A 21,789-nucleotide genomic window follows, 5' to 3' on the forward strand; every position below is an offset into this window, starting at 1 on the left:
GCTTGGGGGGCTGTGGGAGCGGCGGGCGCCTCCATGGCCATTGGCGGCGTTATACAGATGCTCAGTCCTCAGCAGGGAGGCCTTCGGCAAAGCGGCGCACCTGAAAACACGCCGTCGTACGCATTCGGATCAGCACGAAACACTACCGCTAGCGGCAATCCGGTCCCGCTCTGCATCGGCAAACGTCGGTGGGGTGGCGCAATCATCAGCGCTGGGATCTACGCAGAAGACCAGATGTAGCCCATCCGATGATACATTCGCCCATTTCCAGGAGAAGAAAATGCAAAGGATTATCGCAGTCGGCGCGATCGTGTTGGCACTGGGCGGATGTACCACCTCACCGCAGGAGATGAGGGCGGAAGGGCCGTTGAAGACCTTTACTTCTTCAAAATCCGAGAAGCAGGTTGCGGAGTGCATCCTGTACGCCTGGCAAAACGAGTCGCTGGCCGGCGTTCACTACGACGTGAGTCTTCAGCCAAAGCAGGGCGGCGGCGAATCAGTGGTGAGCGCGAACTATCGGGAGATGGTCGACGTGACCGGTAGCAATGGCCGAACAAAAATTGAGTTTTTTTCCAGCAGCAGTATGAGCTGGATATCAGATCGCCGCGCCGCGAGTGCCAAGACTTGTCTCTAGGAGGCGCCACCTGTCCACCGTGTCGAAAATGCCACAGCGTGTTGAAACCTATACACTGTGGCGTTTGACGACTCACCAGTTCACTTTGGCTTTACCGCTTTCAATATCTCGACAAGATTTTTGAAATGCTCGGGGTCAAGCGGGCTGCTCACCGTATGAGCCTCAGTCGCTCTACCGAAATAGCTGGATGTGAGCCCGGTTCGAATCGCGACCTTACTGTCTTCAGGTAGTAGCTCAATAAACGGCCCAATCGACGCGAGCTCAAGCTCTGTCTGCCTGGCTCTATCGGCATTTGTGCGGTGTCGAGCAGATTCGCGCGCGGTGTAGATGGCGGGCGAGGTTATAACGATGGCGTAGAACAAGCGAATGAGAACCGAAATCGCAGTATCTTGCGAAAATGGCTCATGCCAGAATTTGTAGAATGTGGCCATTGCGATCCCAATGCCTGTTCCAAAAATTGCCACCGTCACCCATCGCCAGAAGTTTGCACTTTCGCCCTCAGTGTTTGCAATTCGCTGGTAATTGCCGGTTACCCCGATATTGCCGACCACTTGCACAATACGTGCGGCGTCATCACGGAAGCTGTTGATATCACTAAGCGTCTTCGAAGCAATGTAAGCCTGGGATTCTAGTTCCTCCTTATGCTGTTTTTGCTGCTCGGCAACAGCAGCGTCAAAGACTATCTGGCGCGCACCTTCCGCTTGGGTGAATAACTGTTCCAGCTTGGCGACCGCCGCAGCCGCTTCCGCACGCTCCCTGGCTGCACTTTCCGTAGCCTCCTCGAGTTTCCTCGCAACAGTTTGGCTCTTTTCGATGACCTCGCTCAGGTTTTTAGTCAACTCATCCCGTCGCTGAGCCAGCTCCTGAATCACTCCTTGCGAAAAGTCGGCCTGAGCTTTGAGTAAGGCGGGAAAAGTACTCTTTGCACTGATCTGGAGCTGTGGTGTGAATGCCCAGAAATAAGGCATGACATTTTGCTCTAGCTGCGATGAGGCGTTAACGATGTGGCCCGGGTTCGCATTACCAAGAAAAGCTTCAAGCTCTCCCAGTGGTGCCTGCATATGACTATTGATCGCCGCCAGCCCACCTGAACTTGCGAGCTCAGCAGGAGTCACGTCCAAAAGATCTTGCAGAACCTGAGCGATCGCAAAAACCTTATCTCGGGCGAAGGTGTACCCTTCCTCCGCTGCAACCGCAGCAGCAGAGAATTCCTGCATATTCCGCATATCTAAAATGCGTTGGACAGATGCTCTTAAAGGATTTTCCTGGTAGGCAGTCGTCGTCATTGCTGGCTTATTTCCAGTTCTTAAATAATGGATCCGAAGCTACGGATTCACCTCCATTCTGTCTACGTAATAATGAGGTATGCCTAAGCTGATACGCGCAAATTTGCGTTTATTTGCCCTTTCCGCTTGATAAGTAACACTCAAAGTGCAACATTATTAGTGAGACACCTTAACTGATACGGGACGCACATCATGTTCATCCGCGCATACCTCCGAGCATCGACCGAAGAGCAGGACGCTAGCCGCGCCCGGGCATCACTCGAGCAATTTGCCACCGACTACAACAAGGTCATTGCGAGCGTGTACCTGGAGAATGCCAGCGGAGCCACGGCAGACCGCCCTGAGCTATTGCGCCTACTCAAGGATGCGCGCAAGGGTGACGTGCTGCTGGTTGAGTCGATAGACCGCCTCTCACGCCTTCCTGTTGAGGACTGGCAAAAGCTCAAGGCTGCGATCGACTCGAAGGGGTTGCGGATCGTCGCGCTCGACCTGCCAACCAGTCACCAGGGTATGCAGGACACCAAAGGTGACGAGTTCACCGGGCGAATGCTGGGCGCAATCAATTCGATGTTGGTTGAGATGATGGCCGCCATTGCGCGCAAGGACTACCAACAACGTCGCGAACGTCAAGCGCAGGGTATTGAGAAGGCTAAAGCTGCCGGCAAATACCAAGGCCGACCGGTTGATGAGGATCTGCATAAGCGGGTGCGTGAGCTGTTGGTCGCCGGCCTGGGCATACGCGCTATCTCCAGGCACGCCGACTGTTCAACCACTACGGTATTGCGGATCAAGCATTTGCTTGATCTAGCTTCTTAAGGTCCGACCGCGGAAGCCAGTCATCTTCGTAGTTTCTAATCTTCTGAGAGCAACGGTTTCGGACGAGCTGTGATTTGACTAGGGAAAGCTCAACCTTCGCGTGCTCAACTAGCTCTGCAGCTTCGGAGAGAAAATCTGAATATCTTTCGGATGCGGCCCACCGAAGGTAGGTTTCTACTCGATCTACGCGCCTTTGATCGCTGTCAGCTGTAATCAAAGAAATGCTGCTCTTAAACCGGTATCGTCCCAGCTCGATATAGCCCTGATCGAACAAATACGATGCGTACCCTCGGCTATGTTGCCCTCTGATGAAGTTGCTGGGTGATCTCTCAAAGCTTTTTTCCCAGTAGTGGCAGGCCAGCTCGTGATCACCTAACGTTGCCAGTGCCTGTGCTACAAGGGAAAGCTCTGAATGCGAAACGTGGTCGGGAATTTGTTCTATCAAATACCTTGCCTGACCTACGAGGAATAACCTTTGGTCATTGTAGAAGGCAAACATTCCTCGTTGATCAGGGGTCAACCGCTCTCCAGCGGTTTCGATCCGGTATTTTCTCGATTCAGCTGCTACGGCATTTAGGCGGGCTAGAACATCCGTGAGCTGTGACCTAATAGTGCGACTATTTTCCCCGCTCTTCATCAGAAGAGTTATCGAAGAAAGCACCAAACCTGCAATACCTGCCACTGCAGCGGCGATGACTGCGTAATCCCTAAGCTCCATAAACAGGTCCTCACTGGGCACAAAGCCCTACACATGACATAAACGAAAAAAAGCCCCGCCAGACACTTGGAGGGGCTTTCTTTTTTGCTTGCTGCTGCCACCCTGCTGTCACCGGTATTTCCAGCGAAAGGGAATTTAGGCTGCAGGCCTTGAATTATATGGTGTCCCAGGGCAGGTTCGAACTGCCAACCTTCCCCTTAGGAGGGGGATGCTCTATCCAATTGAGCTACTGAGACACAGATCGACCACGAAGAAACGCGGTGCGATGGACGGCGTGCATGTTAACGGGCAGGCCTGCTTTTGTCATGTCGTCCTTTGGGCTTTTTAAGTGTAGGCAGACGCCTCGCAGGAGCGTGGCTTTGTTTACCGTGCAAATTGCATCACCGCAAAAGGCCATCATTGCAAAATGCAATGCAGGCACTTCGGGAAAATATCTTAATTCATTGTTTTTAAAGGATTTAATTACCGCTAGACTCTTGGCATGCGGGCTGCTTTAGCTGTTCTCGAAGAACAACGGAGGCAAGCCTCATGAACAGCGCCCTTTTACTCTCGATCGCGACCGCTCTGGCGATTCTGCTGGGCTTTCATTTTGCCCCCGAGAGCGGTGTTCAGCCGGTTGCTCAACGCATGCCTCATTACCTTCAGGTGCAAAGAGCACCTCAACTGGCGGTAATGAGCGATCAGCGCAGCTTTGTCAGCCAAGAGGTGAGCCAGGAGGGCATTCTGCTGCCGGCTCAGTCTTCAGAACGTTTGGTATTTTGAATCACCCCCATCAGGAGCACCGCATGTCCAAATCAGCCGCAGGGTTTTTCATCCTCGCCTTACTGAGTGGCGTTCTTCATCTGTCAGTGGTCCAGGATACGGTCGTCACCCTGCCTTTGATCGCCAGCGGCGTGTTCGGTGCGCTGTTTGTGCTGGCGCTGATTGCCGGGCGCAAGATCAAGTTCGATCCGGTACTGCGTTAATCCTCAACAGGTCCAGCAGATTGGCAACCGTGGTGGACAGTTCGCCTGAATTGTCGAGTCGATGGATCTGCGCGTCACCGATTGAACCCTCTGCCGTGAATAACCCATTGCGGTGCAGCCTCGCTTCAATCTCAGCAAAACTTTCACGACCACGGCGCAGCAGGCGCTCTCGCAGCACTTCATCCTTGACCGTCAAGAGAACCGGCAATAGCGTTGGATACCGGTGCAGCGCCTGAGCCAGATGGCCGCGAGAGCCGTTGACCAAGACGTGCCGACCGTCATTGAGCCATTGATCTATTTCGATCGGAATACCGTAATCCAGGCCATTGGCGTTCCAGCACAGCGCGAAATCACCCTCGACTCTGTGTTGCTCGAACTTTTCCCGGGAAACGCCGATCGCATCCTCGCCCACTGATTCGGTCGACCGCGTGATGACCCGACGCACCACTTCACAATTGAGCGTCTGCAACGGCTCACGAGCGGCTTCGATGAGGCTGTCCTTGCCGGACCCAGAAGGCCCCATCAAGTAAATCAGCCTGCCATCCATCTTGAAATCACCTCCCACTGCACGTCTTCCCCTAGTAAATCGGCCAATTGCCACTATCCTGTACAAGTAAGGAACGCTGATCGAATCTGCACAGCATGCGCCTTCAGGCGTCTCAGGACATCACCTGTCGGGCAAGAGGAAACGGCCAGCAATACGGACCAGGGCAAACTTTTCAAACCAGTCCGCATTTCTGATAATTGGTGCTGGCATAACGCCTTTATCCAGTTCAATATTTGTCACAGAATTGACGCCAACGAACTGGCTACTTTGAGGCATGATGCGAGCCTCTATCAATTCAGGTTGAACATTTGGCCAGACCGCTTGTCATATCAGACATCCTGCGGCCAATCCCGAGAACCGCTCCCCTGAACTAACCGGTTAAATATATGCGCCCATTGAAACAGGCAATTTATTCCAGCCGTACGGCTGACAAGTTCGTCGTACGTCTGCCAGACGGAATGCGTGAACGCATTGCCGAGGTGGCTCGCAATCATCATCGCAGCATGAACTCCGAAATCATCGCGCGCCTTGAGCAGAGCCTTATTCAGGAAGGCGCGCTGGGCGAAGAATTGAGCATGCGCCTGGACAGCCCGGAGCTGTCATTGCACGAACGTGAACTGCTGCAACGCTTCCGCCAACTCTCCCACCGTCAGCAGAATGCTCTTGTTTCGCTGATTGCGCATGATGCCGAAATGGCCACAGACGCTTCCTGATTTCATCCGAAAGTTCAAGCCAGCTTAATCGCTGGCTTTTTTTTGCCTGAAATTCGGGCATAAAAAAACCCGCCGATTGATTGGCGGGTTTTTTATATCGATAAGTCAGAGCAGGAAGATCGTCGCCAACCCGAGAAAGATGAAGAACCCGCCACTGTCCGTCATAGCGGTGATCATCACACTGGCGCCCATCGCAGGATCGCGCCCAAGCCGCGCCAGGGTCATGGGAATCAACACCCCCGCCAATGCCGCCAGCAACAGGTTGAGCGTCATGGCAGCAGTCATCACTACCCCCAGAGACCAACTGCCATACAGCAGATAGGCGACGACACCGATCACCCCCCCCCAGACCAGGCCATTGATCAGACCTACCGCCAACTCCTTGCGCATCAGGCGCGAAGTGTTGCCGGTGCTGACCTGATCCAGCGCCATGGCCCGAACGATCATGGTGATCGTCTGGTTACCCGAGTTACCACCGATACCCGCCACGATCGGCATCAGTGCCGCCAACGCCACCAATTTCTCGATGGAGCCTTCGAAAAGACCAATCACCCGGGATGCGATGAATGCGGTGATCAGGTTAATTGCCAGCCAGGCCCAACGGTTACGCAGGGATTTCCAGACTGACGCAAAAATATCTTCCTCTTCACGCAGACCCGCCATGTTGAGAACTTCGTTTTCGCTCTCTTCACGAATCAGGTCGACCATTTCATCGATGGTCAGACGGCCGATCAGTTTGCCGTTCTTGTCGACTACAGGCGCCGAGATCAAGTCATAACGTTCGAATGCCTGAGCAGCGTCATAGGCGTCTTCGTCCGGGTGAAAACTCACCGGGTCGCTGGCCATGACTTCAGAAACCTGTTTTTCCGGGTCGTTGACCAGCAAACGCTTGATTGGCAGCACGCCCTTGAGCACGCCGTCGTAATCGACCACGAACAGTTTGTCCGTGTGGCTTGGCAACTCCTTGAGGCGACGCAGGTAACGCAAAACCACTTCGAGACTGACATCCTCACGGATCGTCACCATCTCGAAGTCCATCAGCGCACCGACCTGCTCCTCGTCGTAGGACAACGCAGAGCGGACGCGCTCACGCTGCTGACCATCGAGGGTTTCCATCAGTTCGTGGACGACGTCTCGCGGCAGCTCGGAGGCCAGGTCAGCAAGTTCGTCGGCATCCATGTCCTTGGCCGCAGCCAGGAGCTCGTGATCGTCCATGTCGGCGATCAGCGTTTCACGAACCGAATCGGATACTTCGAGCAGAATGTCGCCGTCGCGATCGGCCTTGACCAATTGCCAGAGCGTCAGACGATCGTCCAGCGGCAAGGCTTCAAGGATGTAGGCGACGTCGGCGGAGTGCAGATCATCGAGCTTGCGTTGCAACTCGACGAGGTTTTGCCGGTGAACCAGGTTCTCGACCCGGTCGTGATGCGGACCTTCCTGGCGGTGAGTCAGGTCTTCGACCACCCGCTGACGCTGCAGCAGCTCAACAACTTGAGCGAGGCGGTCCTGCAAGCTTTCCTGCGTTTTCTTTACTTCAACTTCAGACATAGGCGAACTCCACTCCCAGCAGCGGGGCACGCCGGAAGGATCAATCAGTCAATTCATGATTGGAAAAACGGGGTACTGAGTAACTACTGGGTAAGTCCATGGAGGTATTCCACAAGCCCCGGCGGGGCTGACGGGCGCAATGATACACCGCCCGACGGTTTTAAACGTTAAAAAATCGTGGCTGAAACAAGTGCTTGCAAGACAAACCTGAGCGCCGCCTGATCCACCAAACTGCGACGACTCATCCTGAAAAGAAAACACACCACGACCGAAAAATGTAACGACTACCCTTCAGATGGACCGTCATGGAGGACGTTTGATGCGATCGAATGCACATTGTTTTTTGTTGATCACCCTGCTCTGCCCGTCGCCCTGGGTGCTTGCCACGACCGTTCACCGCTGCGAGGCGGCCAACGGGCGCATCACCTTCACTACGTTGAGCTGTACGGCCGGAGACAGCCTTTCGCTTCAGGATGTCCGCACCTTCACCCCGGGCAGCGTGACCGCTCTCATGCCGGAAGCCGAGAATCGCGAAACATCAGGTATGAAAATCAAAAGGAGAGATCCGACCGTCGTCGGCAAGACCGATGACAAATGTGGAAACCTCATCAGCGCCAAAGAACGCCGCGAAGCGATCATCAATCAGCGGATTGTTGCCGGCATGAGTCAGCAGGACGTCGAGAGCGCCCTTGGCAAGCCAGACAAGATCAGTATTCGCAATTCGGCCACGAGTTACCGTTACGACACCCGGCGAGGTCGTAGCGCACACGTTGAGTTCGATGAGAGAGGATGCACCAAAGGAAAAGCCAAATCCCAGACGGCAAAAAGCCCGCGTTAAACGCGGGCTTTTTGGTGTTTGGTGCACTCGACAGGATTCGAACCTGTGACCGCTCGGTTCGTAGCCGAGTACTCTATCCAGCTGAGCTACGAGTGCATTTGTGTTTTTATACCAGATCACAACTGGTTGAAGCCAAGTCATTCACATTACTGCAGATGACTCTTAAATGGTGCACTCGACAGGATTCGAACCTGTGACCGCTCGGTTCGTAGCCGAGTACTCTATCCAGCTGAGCTACGAGTGCATTTGTTGCCGCGCATTATAGGCCGTCTAATCTCTATGTCAAACACTTTTTCTAGTAATTTCAAACACTTACCGAAGAAGCCAGATTACAACGTACTACGCAAATAATGGCGGAGAACGGGGGATTCGAACCCCCGACACCCTTTTGAGGTGTACTCCCTTAGCAGGGGAGCGCCTTCGGCCACTCGGCCAGCTCTCCGCAACACGGGGCGTATATTAACCAGCTTCTTCCCCGTTTGCAAACATAAAAAACGATAAAAATTAATGGCTTGGTTCTTCGTCCTTCTCTTTCTTTATACGCAGGTAAATTTCCTCACGGTGGACCGCAACCTCTTTCGGGGCGTTGACACCGATACGCACTTGATTTCCTTTGACGCCGAGCACGGTCACGGTGATTTCGCCATCACCAATAATCAGGCTTTCTGCGCACCGACGAGTCAGAATCAGCATACCTTTCTCCTCACGCATTTCATTTCAGGGACAACAGTCTGCAAAAAAAAGGCACTCGACCTACAACCTGAACGATCGCAGCCCTACATGCCTGAGTATTGACTAGCGCGAGCAAAAGAACAGCCTCGAGTCGCGCCATTCAAAAAAACAAAAGGGCGCGGTCAGACCGCGCCCTTCGGTTAACGCATCACTCGCCCTGACGGGCCGGTGCGTCCAGTTCGAAAGCCGTGTGCAGAGCGCGCACAGCCAGTTCCAGGTACTTCTCTTCGATCACTACGGAGACTTTTATTTCCGAGGTCGAGATCATCTGGATGTTGATGCTTTCCTTGGCCAGGGATTCGAACATGCGACTGGCCACGCCTGCGTGGGAGCGCATGCCGACACCGACGATCGACACCTTGGCAATCTTGATGTCGCCAACGACTTCACGGGCACCGATCTCGCGAGCGGTGTTTTCCAGCACGGTTTGCGCGGCCTGGAAGTCATTGCGATGCACGGTGAAGGTGAAGTCGGTGGTGTTATCGTGCGCAACGTTCTGCACGATCATGTCGACTTCGATGTTCGCGGCACTGATCGGGCCGAGGATCTTGAATGCAACACCCGGGGTGTCTGGCACGCCACGGATGGTCAGCTTGGCTTCATCGCGGTTGAAAGCGATGCCGGAAATGATCGGCTGTTCCATGGTTTCCTCTTCATCAATAGTAATGAGGGTGCCCGGACCCTCTTTGAAGCTGTGCAGTACGCGCAGCGGAACGTTGTACTTGCCGGCGAATTCCACCGCACGGATCTGCAACACCTTGGAACCGAGGCTGGCCATTTCCAGCATCTCTTCGAAGGTAATCTTGTCCAGACGCTGAGCCACGGACACCACACGCGGGTCGGTGGTGTAGACGCCGTCGACATCGGTGTAGATCTGGCATTCATCAGCCTTCAAGGCTGCCGCCAGCGCCACGCCGGTGGTGTCGGAACCGCCACGACCGAGGGTGGTGATGTTGCCGTGCTCGTCGACGCCCTGGAAACCGGCGACAACGACCACACGACCAGCCTTCAGGTCGCCACGAATCTTCTGGTCATCAATCTGCAAGATACGCGCTTTATTGTGCGCACTGTCCGTCAGAATCCGCACCTGGTTGCCGGTGTAGGACACCGCTGGCACGCCGCGCTTGATCAGCGCCATGGCCAACAGTGCAATCGTCACCTGCTCACCGGTGGAGACGATCACGTCCAGCTCACGAGGAACCGGTTGGCCGTCGCCACTGATTTTCTTGGCCAGATCGATCAGACGGTTGGTTTCGCCGCTCATTGCAGACAGCACGACCACCAGGTCATCGCCGGCTTCGCGGAATTTCTTAACCTTGTCGGCGACCTGCTCGATTCTCTCGACAGTGCCGACCGAGGTGCCTCCAAATTTCTGTACGATCAAAGCCATTTCAAAGCCGCCTCTGCCCATGAAGGGCGCCCAAATAATCACTCAAACAGCGTTCTGGCCCGCCACTAGACTGCGGGCCGGACACACTGCCTTATAAACCCTGCTCTACAAATGGAACAGTCAGGGCCAATGCCGCATCCAGTGCGCCAGCGTCAGTACCACCGCCTTGCGCCATGTCTGGACGACCACCGCCCTTCCCGCCCACTGCCGCAGCGGCTTGCTTCATCAAATCACCGGCTTTGAGTTGGCCAGTCAGGTCTTTGGTTACGCCTGCAACCAGAACGACCTTTTCCTCATGGACACTGCCGAGCAGGATCACTGCGCGGCCGAGTTTGTTTTTCAGTTGATCGACCAGCGCCAGCAGCGCCTTGCCGTCCTGACCGTCCAGACGCACGGCCAGCACTTTCACGCCTTTGACATCCAGGGCAGAAGCCGACAGATCGTCGCCCGCCGCACTGGCAGCCTTGGCCTGCAGCTGCTCGAGTTGCTTCTCCAGCAGACGGTTGCGCTCCAGCACAGCCGACAGCTTGTCGATCAGGTTGTCGCGGCTGCCCTTGACCAGGTTGGCCGCTTCCTTGAGTTGTTCTTCAGCAGCGTTCAAGTATGCCAGCGCCGCGGCGCCAGTGACCGCTTCGATACGACGCACGCCAGAAGCCACACCGCCTTCGCTGATAATTTTCAGCAGGCCGATGTCACCAGTCCGGTTGGCGTGGATACCACCGCACAGCTCGACGGAGAAACTACCGCCCATGCTCAGCACGCGCACGTTGTCGCCGTACTTCTCGCCGAACAGCGCCATGGCGCCCTTCTGCTTGGCGGTTTCGATATCGGTTTCTTCGGTTTCAACTTCGGAGTTCTTGCGAATCTCGGCGTTGACGATGTCTTCCAGCGCCTTCAACTGCTCAGGCTTGATGGCTTCGAAGTGGCTGAAGTCAAAGCGCAGGCGCTGACTGTCGACCAACGAGCCTTTTTGCTGAACGTGGTCGCCCAGCACCTGACGCAATGCGGCGTGCAACAAGTGAGTCGCCGAGTGGTTCAGCGAAGTCGCGTGACGTACTTCGGCATCAACATGAGTTTCTACCGGTGCGCCGATGGTCAGGCTGCCCGAGGCCAGTACGCCGTGATGCAAGAAGGCGCCACCGGTTTTGGTGGTGTCGCGCACGTCAAAGCGCGCGTTGCCGACCTGAAGGTAACCGCAGTCACCAATCTGACCGCCGGATTCAGCGTAGAACGGCGTCTGGTTCAGTACGACCACACCCTCTTCGCCTTCACTGAGTACGTCAACCGACTGGCCATCTTTATAGAGGCCAACGACTTTCGCCGAACCTTTAGTCGCTTCATAGCCGGTGAATTCGGTGGCCACATCAACCTTGACCAGGCTGTTGTAGTCCATGCCGAATGAGCTGGCGGAACGGGCACGGACGCGCTGGGCTTCCATTTCGCGCTCGAAGCCTTCTTCGTCGATGGTCAGGCTGCGTTCGCGAGCGATGTCGCCAGTCAGGTCCATCGGGAAACCGTAGGTGTCGTAGAGTTTGAACACTACGTCGCCCGGCACCACGTCACCTTTGAGATCGGCCAGATCCTGCTCGAGGATTTTCAGGCCCTGCTCCAGGGTCTTGGCGAACTGCTCTTCTTCAGCCTTCAGTACACGCTCGATGTGCGCCTGCTGGGATTTCAGCTCTGGGAAGGCTTCGCCCATCTCGGCGACCAGGGCCGCAACGATCTGGTAGAAGAAGCTGCCCTTGGCGCCCAGCTTGTTGCCGTGACGGCAGGCGCGACGAATGATCCGGCGCAGCACGTAGCCGCGGCCTTCATTGGACGGCAGCACGCCGTCGGCAATCAGGAAACCGCACGAGCGAATGTGGTCGGCGACGACTTTCAGGGACGCCTGATTGTCGTTGGTGCAACCGATGGCCTTGGCCGATGCGCTCAGCAGGCTCTGGAACAGGTCGATTTCATAGTTCGAGTGAACGTGCTGCAGCACGGCACTGATCCGCTCCAGGCCCATGCCGGTATCGACCGACGGCGCTGGCAACGGGTGCAACACGCCATCGGCGGTGCGGTTGAACTGCATGAACACGTTGTTCCAGATTTCAATGTAACGGTCGCCATCTTCTTCCGGCGAGCCCGGTGGGCCACCCCAGATGTCAGCGCCGTGATCGTAGAAAATCTCGGTGCAAGGACCGCACGGGCCGGTATCGCCCATGGTCCAGAAGTTGTCGGACGCGTACGGCGCGCCTTTGTTGTCGCCGATACGAACCATGCGCTCGGCCGGAACCCCGATTTCCTTGGTCCAGATGTCGTAGGCCTCGTCATCGCTGGCGTAGACGGTGACCCAGAGCTTTTCTTTCGGCAGGTTCAGCCACTGTTCGGACGTCAGGAAGTTCCAGGCGTAGGTGATCGCATCGCGCTTGAAGTAATCGCCGAAGCTGAAGTTACCCAGCATTTCGAAGAATGTGTGGTGACGGGCGGTATAACCGACGTTTTCCAGGTCGTTGTGCTTGCCGCCGGCGCGCACGCATTTCTGGCTGCTGACCGCGCGGGTGTACGCGCGCTTTTCCTGGCCCAGGAAACAGTCCTTGAACTGGTTCATCCCCGCGTTAGTGAACAGCAGGGTTGGGTCGTTGCCCGGAATCAAAGAGCTGGAGGCTACACGGGTGTGGCCTTGCTCTTCGAAGAAGCGAAGGAAGGCTTCACGGATTTCTGCGCTTTTCATTAGGTTCTTCCACGGAGGCTGCGGCCAAAGGCCTGTGCGAAACGTCAACAGACGAAGCGACGGCAAAGGGCCGCATTATATCGGCCCTGCGCGCGGGGTACAGCGTGTTTATACGATAGAAACAGTCAATTGGACCGCTAACGCTATCAGTTGCGCGAAAACTCGACGAATGTCGCGACGACCTGCTCGATTTGAGCGCGGCTGACGTCCATGTGCGTGACCATGCGCAGACGTCCGGCAGCGCTCAGCTTGATCCCGCGTTCGGCGGCAAACGCCTTGATGGCCTCGGCCTTGTCGCCCATCTGCACGTAAACCATGTTGGTCTGCACCGGCTCGACCTCGTAACCCGCCGCTCGCAAGCCTTCGGCCAGCAACTGCGCGTTGGCGTGGTCATCAGCCAGACGCTGAACATGGTTATCCAGCGCGTACAAACCTGCTGCCGCCAGAATCCCGGCCTGGCGCATGCCACCGCCGACCATCTTGCGCAGGCGTCGCGCCTTGGCGATCAATTCGACCGAGCCGCACAGCACCGAACCGATCGGCGCGCCCAGGCCTTTGGACAGGCAGACCGAGACCGAATCGAAATACTGCGTAATTTCCCGGGCATCGACACCCAATTTGACCGCCGCGTTGTACAGCCGCGCGCCGTCCAGGTGCAGTTGCAACCCATGTTCGCGAGTAAAGCTACGAGCCCGCGCCAGATACTCCAGTGGCAAAACCTTGCCCTGCATGGTGTTTTCCAGCGCCAGCAAGCGAGTCCGGGCGAAGTGGAAGTCGTCCGGTTTGATCGCGGCCGCCACGTGGGCCAGGTCCAGCGATCCGTCGGCCTGCACTTCCAGTGGCTGCGGCTGAATCGAACCGAGCACGGCCGCACCACCACCTTCGTACTTATAGGTGTGAGCCTGCTGGCCGACGATGTACTCGTCACCGCGTTCGCAGTGGGCCATCAAGCCCAGCAGATTGCTCATGGTGCCCGTCGGGACAAACAGCGCCGCAGCAAAACCCAACTGATTCGCAAGCTCGGTTTCCAGTCGATTGACCGTCGGATCTTCGCCGTAAACGTCGTCACCGGTGGCCGCGCTGGCCATCGCGTCGAGCATCCCTGCGGTCGGTTGGGTGACGGTGTCGCTGCGAAGATCGATAACGCTCATGAATCTGGCCTCGGTAAGCAGGGGAAAATCCCTTTCAAGTAGGAATTACTGCGGTCATGCCGACGAATAATCAACCCTTGGGTGCGAAAAGGCTTCTCGAACCGACGAAAAAGTCGATAGCAATCATCAGATAGCAGCAATGCACAGGTGAGAAATATGTGTTAAAAACGCTTCGCCGCCAAACAATCTGGCGGCAAAACGTTCTCAGGGCGGGGTGCAACTCCCCACCGGCGGTAATTGCGCGCAATGCGCATAGCCCGCGAGCGCTTGGCGACAGACACGGCAATGGCTGTGATGGCGGCAAGGTCAGCAGACCCGGTGTGATCCCGGGGCCGACGGTCATAGTCCGGATGAAGAGAGAACGGGATTGGCGCCGCCTAGGCTCTATACCAAAGCGCCGTCCGCAGGCATTTGTGCCTGCGTGCCATTAAATCCCATTCGATTCATATGCCCTGTTTTTTACATAAACAGGAGTCAGAACATGCAACCCACCGCAATCGATAGCAAAAGCAAAAACCATCAGGGCGAGCGCGTTGCGTTCATCCAGGCCTGCTGGCACAAAGAAATCGTCGATCAGAGCCGTAAGGGCTTTGTGGCCGAAATGATTGCTCAGGGTTATCAGGAATCGGAGATCGATTTCTTCGAAGTCGGCGGCGCCTTTGAAATTCCGCTGCACGCCAAGCTGCTGGCCAAATCCGGTCGTTATGCCGGCATCGTCGCGGCGGGCCTGGTAGTCGACGGCGGCATCTATCGCCACGAATTCGTCGCCCAGTCGGTGATCAGCGGCTTGATGCAAGTTCAGCTGGAAACCGAAGTGCCGGTGTTCTCCGTGGTTTTGACCCCGCACCACTTCCATGCGGGCGAAGAACATCAGAAGTTCTTCTTCGAGCACTTTGTGCATAAAGGCCAGGAAGCGGCGAAAACGTGCGCGGATACGTTGCACAAGATGCGTGCGCTGCGTCGTAGCGAGCCACGTGCGGTAGCTGTCTAGTCAGATGATCATGGTGTGAGTGAGGTCTTTGACTTCACTCAAATCAACTGTGGGAGCGGCGGTCCGACTTGCTCGCGAAGGCAGTGTATCAGTCAACATAGCCGTCGACTGTTAAGCCGCTTTCGCGAGCAAGCCCGCTCCCACATTTGTTATGCGTTGAATTCAGGCGAGGTTTTCGTCGGTGGTCGGCACAATCAGGATGCCGGCGCGCAGGCCGTTCTTGACCCTGGGGTTCGGGAAGATGATCCGGGCACCCTCCTCCTCAATGATCCACCGGGTCTGGGCGATGTCTTCGGCCAGCAGGTAACCCACTTCCAACTCCGAAAAGTTCTCGATGTCCGCTGGCAGGTTCAAGCGGAAGCTATCGCTGTGCTTGATGATTTCTCGCGCCACGCTAAACAGCTGCAAACCGTCCAGCGCTTCTTCGGTCTGGGCTGGCTCGCTGCCTTCGATAATCTGTTTGAGGCGAGTTTCCAGCAGATCGACGTTGACCCCATCGTTCTGGCCGAATGGCCGCGCCTTGCCCAGTTCAAGGGTAAAAGACTCGGCACCGAGTTTGTCGTAAGTGTAGGAGCTGAAAACGATGGACGGCTTGTTTTGCAGCAGCACCGCTTCCATGCCGGCAGCACGCAAACGCGCCAGTTCCAGGCGGGAATGCTGTCGGCCTTCCTTCCAGGGATACAGCGCGAACTGCTCGATTTTCGAGCCACGAATCGCGGTGTGCAGGTCATAGTGCAGACGGTTGCGATCCGGCAGGCTGAAGAAACTCGCCGCCAGCCGCTCCAGTTCACACGCGCGCAGGGCTTCGGAGCCGCTGCTTTGTTCGTGACGGCCGTTGAACAGCCGATTGACGTCCTGCTCGATGAAGCGCTCGCCTTTGCGAATCGCTTCCGGGTTGCCGAACAGGAACAGAATACGTGTACGCGGTTTCAAGTCGCCGCGGGCGATGTCATGCAACAGGCGATCGAGCAACTCGATCGGTGCTGTTTCATTGCCATGGATGCCGGCCGATAGCAGCAGGTCCAGGCCATTGTCGCGAGCTTCAGGTGGCCGGACTTCCAGCGCACCTTCGCTCAACCAGCGCATGCGCACGCCTTCGACAGTCAGTTGAGTCTTCTCCGCCGGTTCGCGGCCGGCGAGGGTCAGTTCAAGCAATTTGCCGAGGGCGAGCATAGAGCGGTTTCCTTAGTGGTCGTGCTGGCAATCCGGGCCGTGCACGTGGTCTTCGTCACCGACTTCAGCCGGTTCCATTTCCAGTTGCAGACTTACCAGATTAGTCGCCAATGGGCGCAGCAGCAGGTTTGCGTATTCAGCGTCACCTTCTTCGACGTCCACGCCGATCAGCAATTGGCCGCGGCCGTCATGCTGAATCCACAGCTCTTTGCCTTGCCACATGACCGCGACGCGGGTGCAGGAAGTTTCCAGTTGCGTGCCGTCGGTGTCTTCAAGGATCAGCTGCAAGGTATCGCTCATGTTTTTTACGCTCTCGACGTTCAATTGATCTGGAATGGATAAACCGCGCCCAGTTTAAGGATTTGCGTCAGTTCATCCAGTGCCGTCCGGCACTCAAGCAGCAATTGCGGGTCCGCAAGATCGTTTTCGGTCATGCGGTCGCGGTAGTGCTTGTCGACCCATTCGGTCAGGGTGCCGTACAACGGTGCCGTCATGATAACCCCTGGGTTGACGGCCGCCAGTTCGGTTTCGTTGAGCGCGACGCGCAGTCGCAGGCAAGCCGGGCCGCCGCCGTTCTGCATGCTCTGCTTCAAATCGAACACTTTCACTTCGCGGATCAGGCCGCCGGAGCTGGTCAAACCTTGCAGGTACTGCCAGACACGCTCGTTGCCACGGCATTCTTCCGGCACGATCAACAGCATCGAGCCGTCAGGACGCGACAGCAGTTGGCTATTGAACAGGTAGGAGCGAACGGCGTCTTCCACGGTGACCGCAGAACGCGGTACGCAGATCGACTGAAATTTCCCACCGACTTTGGCGAGTTTGCTCTGCAATTCGGCCAGCATCTGCTCGGTGTCGAGGAACGCGTCCTCGTGATAGAACAACACTTCGCCGTTACCCACCGCGATCACATCGTTGTGGAACACGCCCTGATCGATCACCGAAGGGTTCTGCTGGGCGTAGACCACGCCGTCATCGCTCAAGCCGTGCAGGCGGGCAACCGCCTGGGAGGCTTCGAGGGTCTGGCGGGCCGGGTATTTCTGCGGTGCCGGGTAACGGGTGTCGAACGCGCTGCGACCGAACACGAAGAACTCGACGCCTGCTTCGCCATATTCACGGCAGAAACGGGTGTGGTTGGCTGCGCCTTCGTCCCCGAACTGCGCCACGGCTGGCAATGCAGCGTGGTGAGCGAAGTGTTTCTGGTCAGCGAACATCGCCCCCAGCACGCGACTGGTGGTCGGGTGTTCGATGCTGCGGTGATATTTGCAGTTCAGGTTGGCCGCGGTGAAATGCACACGGCCATCCGCGGTGTCGGCACTCGGGCTGACGGTGGCGGCGTTGGCCACCCACATGCTCGACGCCGAGCAACTGGCGACCAGCAACGGCATCGCATCTTTAGCCGCCTGCTCGATCACCTGAGCGTCGGTGCCGCTGAAACCCAAACGACGCAGGGCGGCCACGTCCGGGCGCTCCTGTGGTGCCAGCACGCCCTGTTGAAAGCCCATTTCCATCAGCGATTTCATTTTCGCCAGGCCTTGCAGCGCGGCTTCCTTCGGGTTCGAAGACTGCTGGCTGTTGCTCTGGGACGCGACGTTGCCGTAGGACAAACCGCCGTAGTTATGGGTCGGCCCCACTAGACCGTCAAAATTGACTTCATAGGATTTCATCAGCGAGGCTCCACGAGAATCTGTTGTTATGGCTTCAGTAACTATTCAGTAAGACCGCGGCGCGGCCATCGCCAGCAGGCTGGCTCCCACAGGTTCGGTGGGTGTTCACACATTTTGTGTGCGACCCAATCACTGTGGGAGCCAGCCTGCTGGCGATGGGGCATCACGTCATTTTCACGCCGGGCGTAAGGGTCGCAGGCATCACCAGACTCGGCGTTTCCAGCGAAGCAACCGGGTACGCGCAGTAATCTGCCGCGTAGTAGGCGCTGGCGCGGTGGTTGCCCGAGGCGCCTACACCGCCGAATGGCGCGCTGCTCGCAGCACCGGTCAGCTGTTTGTTCCAGTTGACGATGCCCGCACGGCTTTCCAGCCAGAACTGCTGATAACGTGCTTCGGAATCCGACAGCAGACCGGCCGCCAAGCCATAGTCGGTGTCGTTGGCTTCAGCGATCGCCGCCTCAAAATCAGCGTAGCGGATCACTTGCAGCAGCGGGCCGAACAGCTCTTCGTCAGGGCGATCAGCCACTGCCGTTACGTCCAGAATGCCAGGGGTCAGCAAGGCAGCTTGAGCTTGTGGCTGAGTCATTTCCAGCAGCGCGACTGCGCCATTTCCCAGCAGATGCTCCTGGGCATCCATCAGTGCTTTCGCAGCGCCGAGGGAAATCACCGAGCCCATGAACGGTGCCGGTTGCTGATCAAACGCGCCGACTTCAATCGTACGGCTGACCGCCACCAGACGCGCCAGCAGTGTGTCGCCCCAGGCGCCCTGCGGCACCAGCAAGCGGCGGGCGCAGGTGCAACGCTGACCGGCGGAAATGAACGCCGACTGAATGATGGTGTAAACGGCCGCATCGAGGTCTGCGACCTGATCAACGACCAGCGGGTTGTTACCGCCCATTTCCAGCGCGAGGATCTTGTCCGGACGACCGGCAAACTGTTGATGCAGGTGATTGCCGGTGCGGCTGGAGCCGGTGAAGAACAAGCCATCGATGCCCGGGTTCGCCGCCAGGGCGATACCGGTTTCGCGAGCGCCTTGCAGCAGGTTCAACACGCCTGCCGGCAGACCGGCTTCGATCCAGCACTTGACCGTCAGTTCGGCGACTTTCGGCGTCAGCTCGCTGGGTTTGAACAGCACGCTATTACCGGCCAGCAGCGCCGGCACGATGTGACCGTTCGGCAGGTGACCCGGGAAGTTGTAAGGCCCGAACACCGCAACCACACCATGTGGCTTGTGGCGCAGCACGGCGGTGGCGTCGCCCAGCGGGCCGCTCTTCTCGCCGGTACGTTCGCGGTAGCTCTGCACCGAGATCGCAATCTTGTTGACCATGCTGGTGACTTCGGTCGCCGCTTCCCACAAAGGCTTGCCGGTTTCCTCACCGATGGTGCGAGCCAGTTCGTCAGCATTGTTCTTCAGCGCGGCGGCAAAGGCCTCCAGCACGGTGATGCGCTCTTCCAGGGTACGTCGGGCCCAGCTCGGGAATGCCTGGCGCGCGGCTTGTACGGCCGATTCAACCTGAGCAGCGGTAGCGCCTTCGCCGGCCCACAGCACTTGTTGGGTCACCGGGTTCAGCGATTGAAAAGCTTCACCCTGGCCGGCCAGCCATTCACCTGCGATGTATAGCGAATTCATTATTTCGACTCCCTGGCAGCGGACAACGGAACGGCGCGCACTTGATCGCCGGCGTTGAGTTGAAGACGTTTGGCGGTCAACGGATCAACCACCAGCGTACCCGCGGCGAGACGTGCAGGAGCAGCAGTGATCCGGCAGTCTTCGCGCTTGCGGTTATGAATCAGGAACGGTGTGGCGTCGTCACCCGGCGTGCCGATGGCCAGCACCAGCGCCTGGCTGTCGCGTACTGCGCGGATCTTGCCGGTTTCGCACTCCACCGCTGGACCGGCGTCGAAGATGTCGACGTAGCCCTGATAGCTGAAGCCTTCACTTTTGAGCATGGCCAACGCCGGCTCGGTGTCCGGATGAACCTGGCCGATCACGTTGCGCGCATCTTCCGACAGGAAGCAGGTGTACAGCGGGAATTTCGGCATCAGTTCGGCGATGAACGCCTTGTTGCCCACGCCAGTCAGGTAGTCAGCCTGGCTGAATTCCATCTTGAAGAAGTGACGCCCCAGGCTTTCCCAGAACGGCGAACGCCCCGCTTCGTCGGACATGCCGCGCATCTCGGCGATGATCTTGTTGCCGAACAACTGCGGGAACTCGGCGATGAACAGCATCCGCGCCTTGGCCAGCATGCGACCGTTGAGGCCCGTGCGGTAGTCGGCGTGCAGGAACAGCGAGCACAGCTCGGAGTTACCGGTCAGGTCGTTGGCCAGGAACAGCGTCGGAATTTCGCGGTAGATGTTCAACTCTTGCGAAGCGCTGACCGTCAGGCCAACCCGGAAGTTGTACCAAGGCTCACGCAGGCCGACGGCGCCAGCAATGGCGGAAATTCCGACCACGCGGCCGTCATCATCTTCGAGCACGAACAGGTAGTCCGCATCGCCCCGCCCGGCTTCGCCGCGGAAGGTCTTCTCGGCCCAGCCGACCCGATGGGCCAGACGCTCTTCATTGGCCGGCAAGGTGGTCAGGCCGGTGCCGGTGCTGCGGGCCAGGTCGATCAGAGCGGGTAAATCGCTGCTGCGTACGGGACGAACGATCATGCTATCTCCTCAAACGGGCCGCTTGCGCCACCCGTGAAACTCGCTGCTTTACTAAGCATTCACTCTTTATAGGCATAGCAGCAGGCGTTAAACCGCCACCAGGCGCACGCTGGCACCTTCACCGACGCCCAAGGCTTCGGCTGCTTCAAGATCCAGGGTCACGGGTTTGCCCGGCGCGTAATCGAGCTCAAGCAAAACGGCGCGGTAATCCTGCAACTGGGCGTTAGCCACCAGATACTGACGACCGACGCCTTTGACCGGCTCGCCGATTTTCACCGGGACGACCCGGCTCTGGGCGATCGAACGGATCCCCGAGACACGGGCGTGCAGGGTCGGCCCGCCGTCGAAAATGTCGATGTAGTGATCGGTCTCGAAGCCTTCGCGCATCAGGATGTCGAAGGTGATCTGCGCCCGAGGGTGCACCTGCCCCATCGCCTCTTGAGCGGAGTCCGGCAGCAGCGGCACATAGATCGGATAATGCGGCATCAACTCGGCCAGGAACGTCCGGCTCTTCAGACCGCACAGACGCTCTGCTTCGGCGTAGTTGAGGTCGAAGAAGTTGCGACCGATGGCATCCCAGAACGGCGAATCGCCATTTTCATCGCTATAACCGACAATCTCGGTCACCACGGAATCGGCGAAGCGCTCAGGATGGCTGGCGACGAACAGCAAGCGCCCCCGAGAGTTGAGTTCCGACCAGGCCGAACCGACCAGTTCCGGCAGCACGTAGAAACTGGTCAGCAAGCTGTTGCCGGTCAGGTCGTGGCACTGGGAGAGCACGTGGATCTTGTTATGAATCTTCAGCTCGCGGGAGGCGTGCACAAAGGTTTCATTACGGAAGCTGTAGAACGGCTCGGAATAGCCGGCCGACGCAACGATGGCCGAGCAGCCCACCAGTTTGCCGGTGGCGGTGTCTTCAAGGACGAAGAAATAGCTCTCTTCACCATTGAAGCTGACTTCGGCGGCGAACGAAGCTTCGCTTGCCGCGATCTTGTCGCTCAGGCGTTCAACGTCATCCGGCAAGGAAGTGACACCAATCGGGCTGTCCGCAGCCAGACGCTGTACCTCGCCCAGATCAGCCATTTGCGCGGGGCGCATCACCAGCATGGTGTCACTCCTTTCTCGAAAAACTCTATGAGGAAAATAACCGGGAAGTCATTGCAGACACAGAGATCAGTGTGGGAGCGGGCTTGCTCGCGAAAGCGGTGCATCAGTCAACATCGTTGCTGTCTGACCCACCGCTTTCGCG

The 21,789-nt window shown here is 57.4% G+C and carries 22 protein-coding genes, 4 tRNA genes, 1 pseudogene and 1 riboswitch; of the genes and pseudogenes, 8 read left to right on the forward strand and 19 right to left on the reverse strand.

The genetic code is table 11. The annotated features are described in order from the left end of the window. Nucleotides 1-240, forward strand: a pseudogene (locus tag KGB03_RS28215) (tail assembly protein); the annotation flags it as partial. Between the two features lie 40 nt (nucleotides 241-280). Continuing rightward, a complete protein-coding gene (locus KGB03_RS28220; protein WP_223530514.1) occupies nucleotides 281-634 on the forward strand; it encodes a hypothetical protein in 354 nt (117 codons plus the stop codon). A gap of 80 nt (nucleotides 635-714) precedes the next feature. Here KGB03_RS28220 and KGB03_RS28225 read toward each other — a convergent pair whose 3' ends face one another. Beyond that, nucleotides 715-1,920 carry a hypothetical protein gene (locus KGB03_RS28225; RefSeq protein ID WP_223530517.1) on the reverse strand — a complete coding sequence of 402 codons (1,206 nt, stop codon included), beginning with the start codon at nucleotides 1,918-1,920 and terminating at the stop codon, nucleotides 715-717. A 192-nt stretch (nucleotides 1,921-2,112) separates the two neighbouring features. Here KGB03_RS28225 and KGB03_RS28230 point away from each other — a divergent pair, with 192 nt between their 5' ends. Beyond that, a complete protein-coding gene (locus KGB03_RS28230) occupies nucleotides 2,113-2,736 on the forward strand; it encodes a recombinase family protein (RefSeq protein WP_223530519.1) in 624 nt (207 codons plus the stop codon). Here the strand turns inward: KGB03_RS28230 and KGB03_RS28235 are convergent. Continuing rightward, nucleotides 2,708-3,454: a hypothetical protein gene (locus KGB03_RS28235; RefSeq protein WP_223530521.1), complete on the reverse strand. Its 747-nt coding sequence runs from the start codon at nucleotides 3,452-3,454 to the stop codon at nucleotides 2,708-2,710. The genes KGB03_RS28230 and KGB03_RS28235 overlap by 29 nt on opposite strands. A gap of 159 nt (nucleotides 3,455-3,613) precedes the next feature. Further along, nucleotides 3,614-3,690: transfer RNA gene (locus tag KGB03_RS28240), tRNA-Arg, on the reverse strand. Nucleotides 3,691-3,982: 292 nt separating this feature from the next. Between KGB03_RS28240 and KGB03_RS28245 the strand changes: the two genes are divergently transcribed. Together KGB03_RS28245 and KGB03_RS28250 are read left to right on the forward strand one after the other, a co-directional pair. Continuing rightward, nucleotides 3,983-4,216, forward strand: a complete 234-nt coding sequence (locus KGB03_RS28245; protein WP_111451543.1) for a hypothetical protein — start codon at nucleotides 3,983-3,985, stop codon at nucleotides 4,214-4,216. Between the two features lie 23 nt (nucleotides 4,217-4,239). Then, complete coding sequence (locus KGB03_RS28250; RefSeq protein ID WP_111451542.1) at nucleotides 4,240-4,419, forward strand: PA3371 family protein; 180 nt, start codon at nucleotides 4,240-4,242, stop codon at nucleotides 4,417-4,419. Here the strand turns inward: KGB03_RS28250 and phnN are convergent. Together phnN and KGB03_RS28260 are read right to left on the reverse strand one after the other, a co-directional pair. Continuing rightward, complete coding sequence (gene phnN, locus KGB03_RS28255) at nucleotides 4,394-4,966, reverse strand: phosphonate metabolism protein/1,5-bisphosphokinase (PRPP-forming) PhnN (protein WP_223530528.1); 573 nt, start codon at nucleotides 4,964-4,966, stop codon at nucleotides 4,394-4,396. The genes KGB03_RS28250 and phnN overlap by 26 nt on opposite strands. A gap of 120 nt (nucleotides 4,967-5,086) precedes the next feature. Next, a complete protein-coding gene (locus KGB03_RS28260) occupies nucleotides 5,087-5,242 on the reverse strand; it encodes a hypothetical protein (protein ID WP_165934052.1) in 156 nt (51 codons plus the stop codon). A gap of 110 nt (nucleotides 5,243-5,352) precedes the next feature. Between KGB03_RS28260 and KGB03_RS28265 the strand changes: the two genes are divergently transcribed. Then, nucleotides 5,353-5,679: an Arc family DNA-binding protein gene (locus tag KGB03_RS28265; RefSeq protein ID WP_008154293.1), complete on the forward strand. Its 327-nt coding sequence runs from the start codon at nucleotides 5,353-5,355 to the stop codon at nucleotides 5,677-5,679. Nucleotides 5,680-5,784: 105 nt separating this feature from the next. Here KGB03_RS28265 and mgtE read toward each other — a convergent pair whose 3' ends face one another. Next, entirely contained in the window at nucleotides 5,785-7,227 is a 1,443-nt protein-coding gene (mgtE, locus tag KGB03_RS28270) for a magnesium transporter (RefSeq protein WP_008154295.1), read from the reverse strand. 319 nt (nucleotides 7,228-7,546) lie between these two features. Here mgtE and KGB03_RS28275 point away from each other — a divergent pair, with 319 nt between their 5' ends. Continuing rightward, on the forward strand, nucleotides 7,547-8,065 hold the full coding sequence (locus KGB03_RS28275; protein WP_218538758.1) for a cell envelope protein SmpA: 519 nt from the start codon (nucleotides 7,547-7,549) through the stop codon (nucleotides 8,063-8,065). Nucleotides 8,066-8,084: 19 nt separating this feature from the next. Here the strand turns inward: KGB03_RS28275 and KGB03_RS28280 are convergent. From KGB03_RS28280 to ltaE, 7 genes are all read right to left on the reverse strand, one after another. After that, a tRNA-Arg gene (locus KGB03_RS28280) sits at nucleotides 8,085-8,161 on the reverse strand. Nucleotides 8,162-8,232: 71 nt separating this feature from the next. Next, a tRNA-Arg gene (locus KGB03_RS28285) sits at nucleotides 8,233-8,309 on the reverse strand. A gap of 107 nt (nucleotides 8,310-8,416) precedes the next feature. Continuing rightward, nucleotides 8,417-8,507 (reverse strand) — tRNA-Ser (locus KGB03_RS28290). A gap of 62 nt (nucleotides 8,508-8,569) precedes the next feature. Then, nucleotides 8,570-8,758 (reverse strand): carbon storage regulator CsrA, encoded by a 189-nt coding sequence (gene csrA, locus KGB03_RS28295; RefSeq protein WP_002554426.1) that lies wholly within the window; start codon nucleotides 8,756-8,758, stop codon nucleotides 8,570-8,572. A 187-nt stretch (nucleotides 8,759-8,945) separates the two neighbouring features. Beyond that, nucleotides 8,946-10,187, reverse strand: a complete 1,242-nt coding sequence (locus KGB03_RS28300; protein WP_008154299.1) for an aspartate kinase — start codon at nucleotides 10,185-10,187, stop codon at nucleotides 8,946-8,948. 91 nt (nucleotides 10,188-10,278) lie between these two features. Continuing rightward, nucleotides 10,279-12,903: an alanine--tRNA ligase gene (gene alaS, locus KGB03_RS28305; protein ID WP_218538759.1), complete on the reverse strand. Its 2,625-nt coding sequence runs from the start codon at nucleotides 12,901-12,903 to the stop codon at nucleotides 10,279-10,281. Nucleotides 12,904-13,049: 146 nt separating this feature from the next. Further along, complete coding sequence (gene ltaE / locus KGB03_RS28310) at nucleotides 13,050-14,054, reverse strand: low-specificity L-threonine aldolase (RefSeq protein ID WP_192411128.1); 1,005 nt, start codon at nucleotides 14,052-14,054, stop codon at nucleotides 13,050-13,052. 196 nt (nucleotides 14,055-14,250) lie between these two features. After that, a riboswitch (FMN riboswitch) is annotated at nucleotides 14,251-14,421 on the forward strand. A gap of 114 nt (nucleotides 14,422-14,535) precedes the next feature. Here ltaE and KGB03_RS28315 point away from each other — a divergent pair. Continuing rightward, entirely contained in the window at nucleotides 14,536-15,045 is a 510-nt protein-coding gene (locus KGB03_RS28315) for a 6,7-dimethyl-8-ribityllumazine synthase (RefSeq protein WP_007943897.1), read from the forward strand. Between the two features lie 162 nt (nucleotides 15,046-15,207). Here the strand turns inward: KGB03_RS28315 and astE are convergent, their stop codons facing one another. From astE to aruF, 6 genes are all read right to left on the reverse strand, one after another. Then, complete coding sequence (gene astE / locus KGB03_RS28320) at nucleotides 15,208-16,218, reverse strand: succinylglutamate desuccinylase (RefSeq protein WP_218538761.1); 1,011 nt, start codon at nucleotides 16,216-16,218, stop codon at nucleotides 15,208-15,210. 12 nt (nucleotides 16,219-16,230) lie between these two features. Then, nucleotides 16,231-16,518: a topoisomerase II gene (locus tag KGB03_RS28325; RefSeq protein WP_192411127.1), complete on the reverse strand. Its 288-nt coding sequence runs from the start codon at nucleotides 16,516-16,518 to the stop codon at nucleotides 16,231-16,233. Nucleotides 16,519-16,538: 20 nt separating this feature from the next. Continuing rightward, the gene (gene astB / locus KGB03_RS28330) at nucleotides 16,539-17,885 is read right to left on the reverse strand and encodes an N-succinylarginine dihydrolase (RefSeq protein WP_033056736.1); all 1,347 of its coding nucleotides are present in this window, start codon (nucleotides 17,883-17,885) and stop codon (nucleotides 16,539-16,541) included. Nucleotides 17,886-18,048: 163 nt separating this feature from the next. After that, entirely contained in the window at nucleotides 18,049-19,518 is a 1,470-nt protein-coding gene (gene astD / locus KGB03_RS28335) for a succinylglutamate-semialdehyde dehydrogenase (RefSeq protein ID WP_218538812.1), read from the reverse strand. Next, nucleotides 19,515-20,540, reverse strand: a complete 1,026-nt coding sequence (gene astA / locus KGB03_RS28340; protein WP_111451535.1) for an arginine N-succinyltransferase — start codon at nucleotides 20,538-20,540, stop codon at nucleotides 19,515-19,517. The genes astD and astA overlap by 4 nt, the downstream gene beginning before the upstream one ends. Nucleotides 20,541-20,627: 87 nt before the next feature. Next, the gene (aruF, locus tag KGB03_RS28345; RefSeq protein WP_074879219.1) at nucleotides 20,628-21,647 is read right to left on the reverse strand and encodes an arginine/ornithine succinyltransferase subunit alpha; all 1,020 of its coding nucleotides are present in this window, start codon (nucleotides 21,645-21,647) and stop codon (nucleotides 20,628-20,630) included. Between the last annotated feature and the right edge of the window lie 142 nt (nucleotides 21,648-21,789).

The organism is Pseudomonas sp. BF-B-26 (genome assembly GCF_019956495.1).
In the GTDB taxonomy this organism is placed as follows: Bacteria; Pseudomonadota; Gammaproteobacteria; order Pseudomonadales; family Pseudomonadaceae; genus Aquipseudomonas.

Excerpts from the sequence above, each read along its gene's own strand:
- KGB03_RS28220 (WP_223530514.1), top strand. The coding sequence starts at position 281 with ATGCAAAGGATTATCGCAGTCGGCGCGATCGTGTTGGCACTGGGCGGA.
- KGB03_RS28225 (WP_223530517.1), bottom strand. The coding sequence starts at position 1,920 with ATGACGACGACTGCCTACCAGGAAAATCCTTTAAGAGCATCTGTCCAA.
- KGB03_RS28230 (WP_223530519.1), top strand. The coding sequence starts at position 2,113 with ATGTTCATCCGCGCATACCTCCGAGCATCGACCGAAGAGCAGGACGCT.
- KGB03_RS28235 (WP_223530521.1), bottom strand. The coding sequence starts at position 3,454 with ATGGAGCTTAGGGATTACGCAGTCATCGCCGCTGCAGTGGCAGGTATT.
- KGB03_RS28245 (WP_111451543.1), top strand. The coding sequence starts at position 3,983 with ATGAACAGCGCCCTTTTACTCTCGATCGCGACCGCTCTGGCGATTCTG.
- KGB03_RS28250 (WP_111451542.1), top strand. The coding sequence starts at position 4,240 with ATGTCCAAATCAGCCGCAGGGTTTTTCATCCTCGCCTTACTGAGTGGC.
- phnN (WP_223530528.1), bottom strand. The coding sequence starts at position 4,966 with ATGGATGGCAGGCTGATTTACTTGATGGGGCCTTCTGGGTCCGGCAAG.
- KGB03_RS28260 (WP_165934052.1), bottom strand. The coding sequence starts at position 5,242 with ATGCCTCAAAGTAGCCAGTTCGTTGGCGTCAATTCTGTGACAAATATT.
- KGB03_RS28265 (WP_008154293.1), top strand. The coding sequence starts at position 5,353 with ATGCGCCCATTGAAACAGGCAATTTATTCCAGCCGTACGGCTGACAAG.
- mgtE (WP_008154295.1), bottom strand. The coding sequence starts at position 7,227 with ATGTCTGAAGTTGAAGTAAAGAAAACGCAGGAAAGCTTGCAGGACCGC.
- KGB03_RS28275 (WP_218538758.1), top strand. The coding sequence starts at position 7,547 with ATGCGATCGAATGCACATTGTTTTTTGTTGATCACCCTGCTCTGCCCG.
- csrA (WP_002554426.1), bottom strand. The coding sequence starts at position 8,758 with ATGCTGATTCTGACTCGTCGGTGCGCAGAAAGCCTGATTATTGGTGAT.
- KGB03_RS28300 (WP_008154299.1), bottom strand. The coding sequence starts at position 10,187 with ATGGCTTTGATCGTACAGAAATTTGGAGGCACCTCGGTCGGCACTGTC.
- alaS (WP_218538759.1), bottom strand. The coding sequence starts at position 12,903 with ATGAAAAGCGCAGAAATCCGTGAAGCCTTCCTTCGCTTCTTCGAAGAG.
- ltaE (WP_192411128.1), bottom strand. The coding sequence starts at position 14,054 with ATGAGCGTTATCGATCTTCGCAGCGACACCGTCACCCAACCGACCGCA.
- KGB03_RS28315 (WP_007943897.1), top strand. The coding sequence starts at position 14,536 with ATGCAACCCACCGCAATCGATAGCAAAAGCAAAAACCATCAGGGCGAG.
- astE (WP_218538761.1), bottom strand. The coding sequence starts at position 16,218 with ATGCTCGCCCTCGGCAAATTGCTTGAACTGACCCTCGCCGGCCGCGAA.
- KGB03_RS28325 (WP_192411127.1), bottom strand. The coding sequence starts at position 16,518 with ATGAGCGATACCTTGCAGCTGATCCTTGAAGACACCGACGGCACGCAA.
- astB (WP_033056736.1), bottom strand. The coding sequence starts at position 17,885 with ATGAAATCCTATGAAGTCAATTTTGACGGTCTAGTGGGGCCGACCCAT.
- astA (WP_111451535.1), bottom strand. The coding sequence starts at position 20,540 with ATGATCGTTCGTCCCGTACGCAGCAGCGATTTACCCGCTCTGATCGAC.
- aruF (WP_074879219.1), bottom strand. The coding sequence starts at position 21,647 with ATGCTGGTGATGCGCCCCGCGCAAATGGCTGATCTGGGCGAGGTACAG.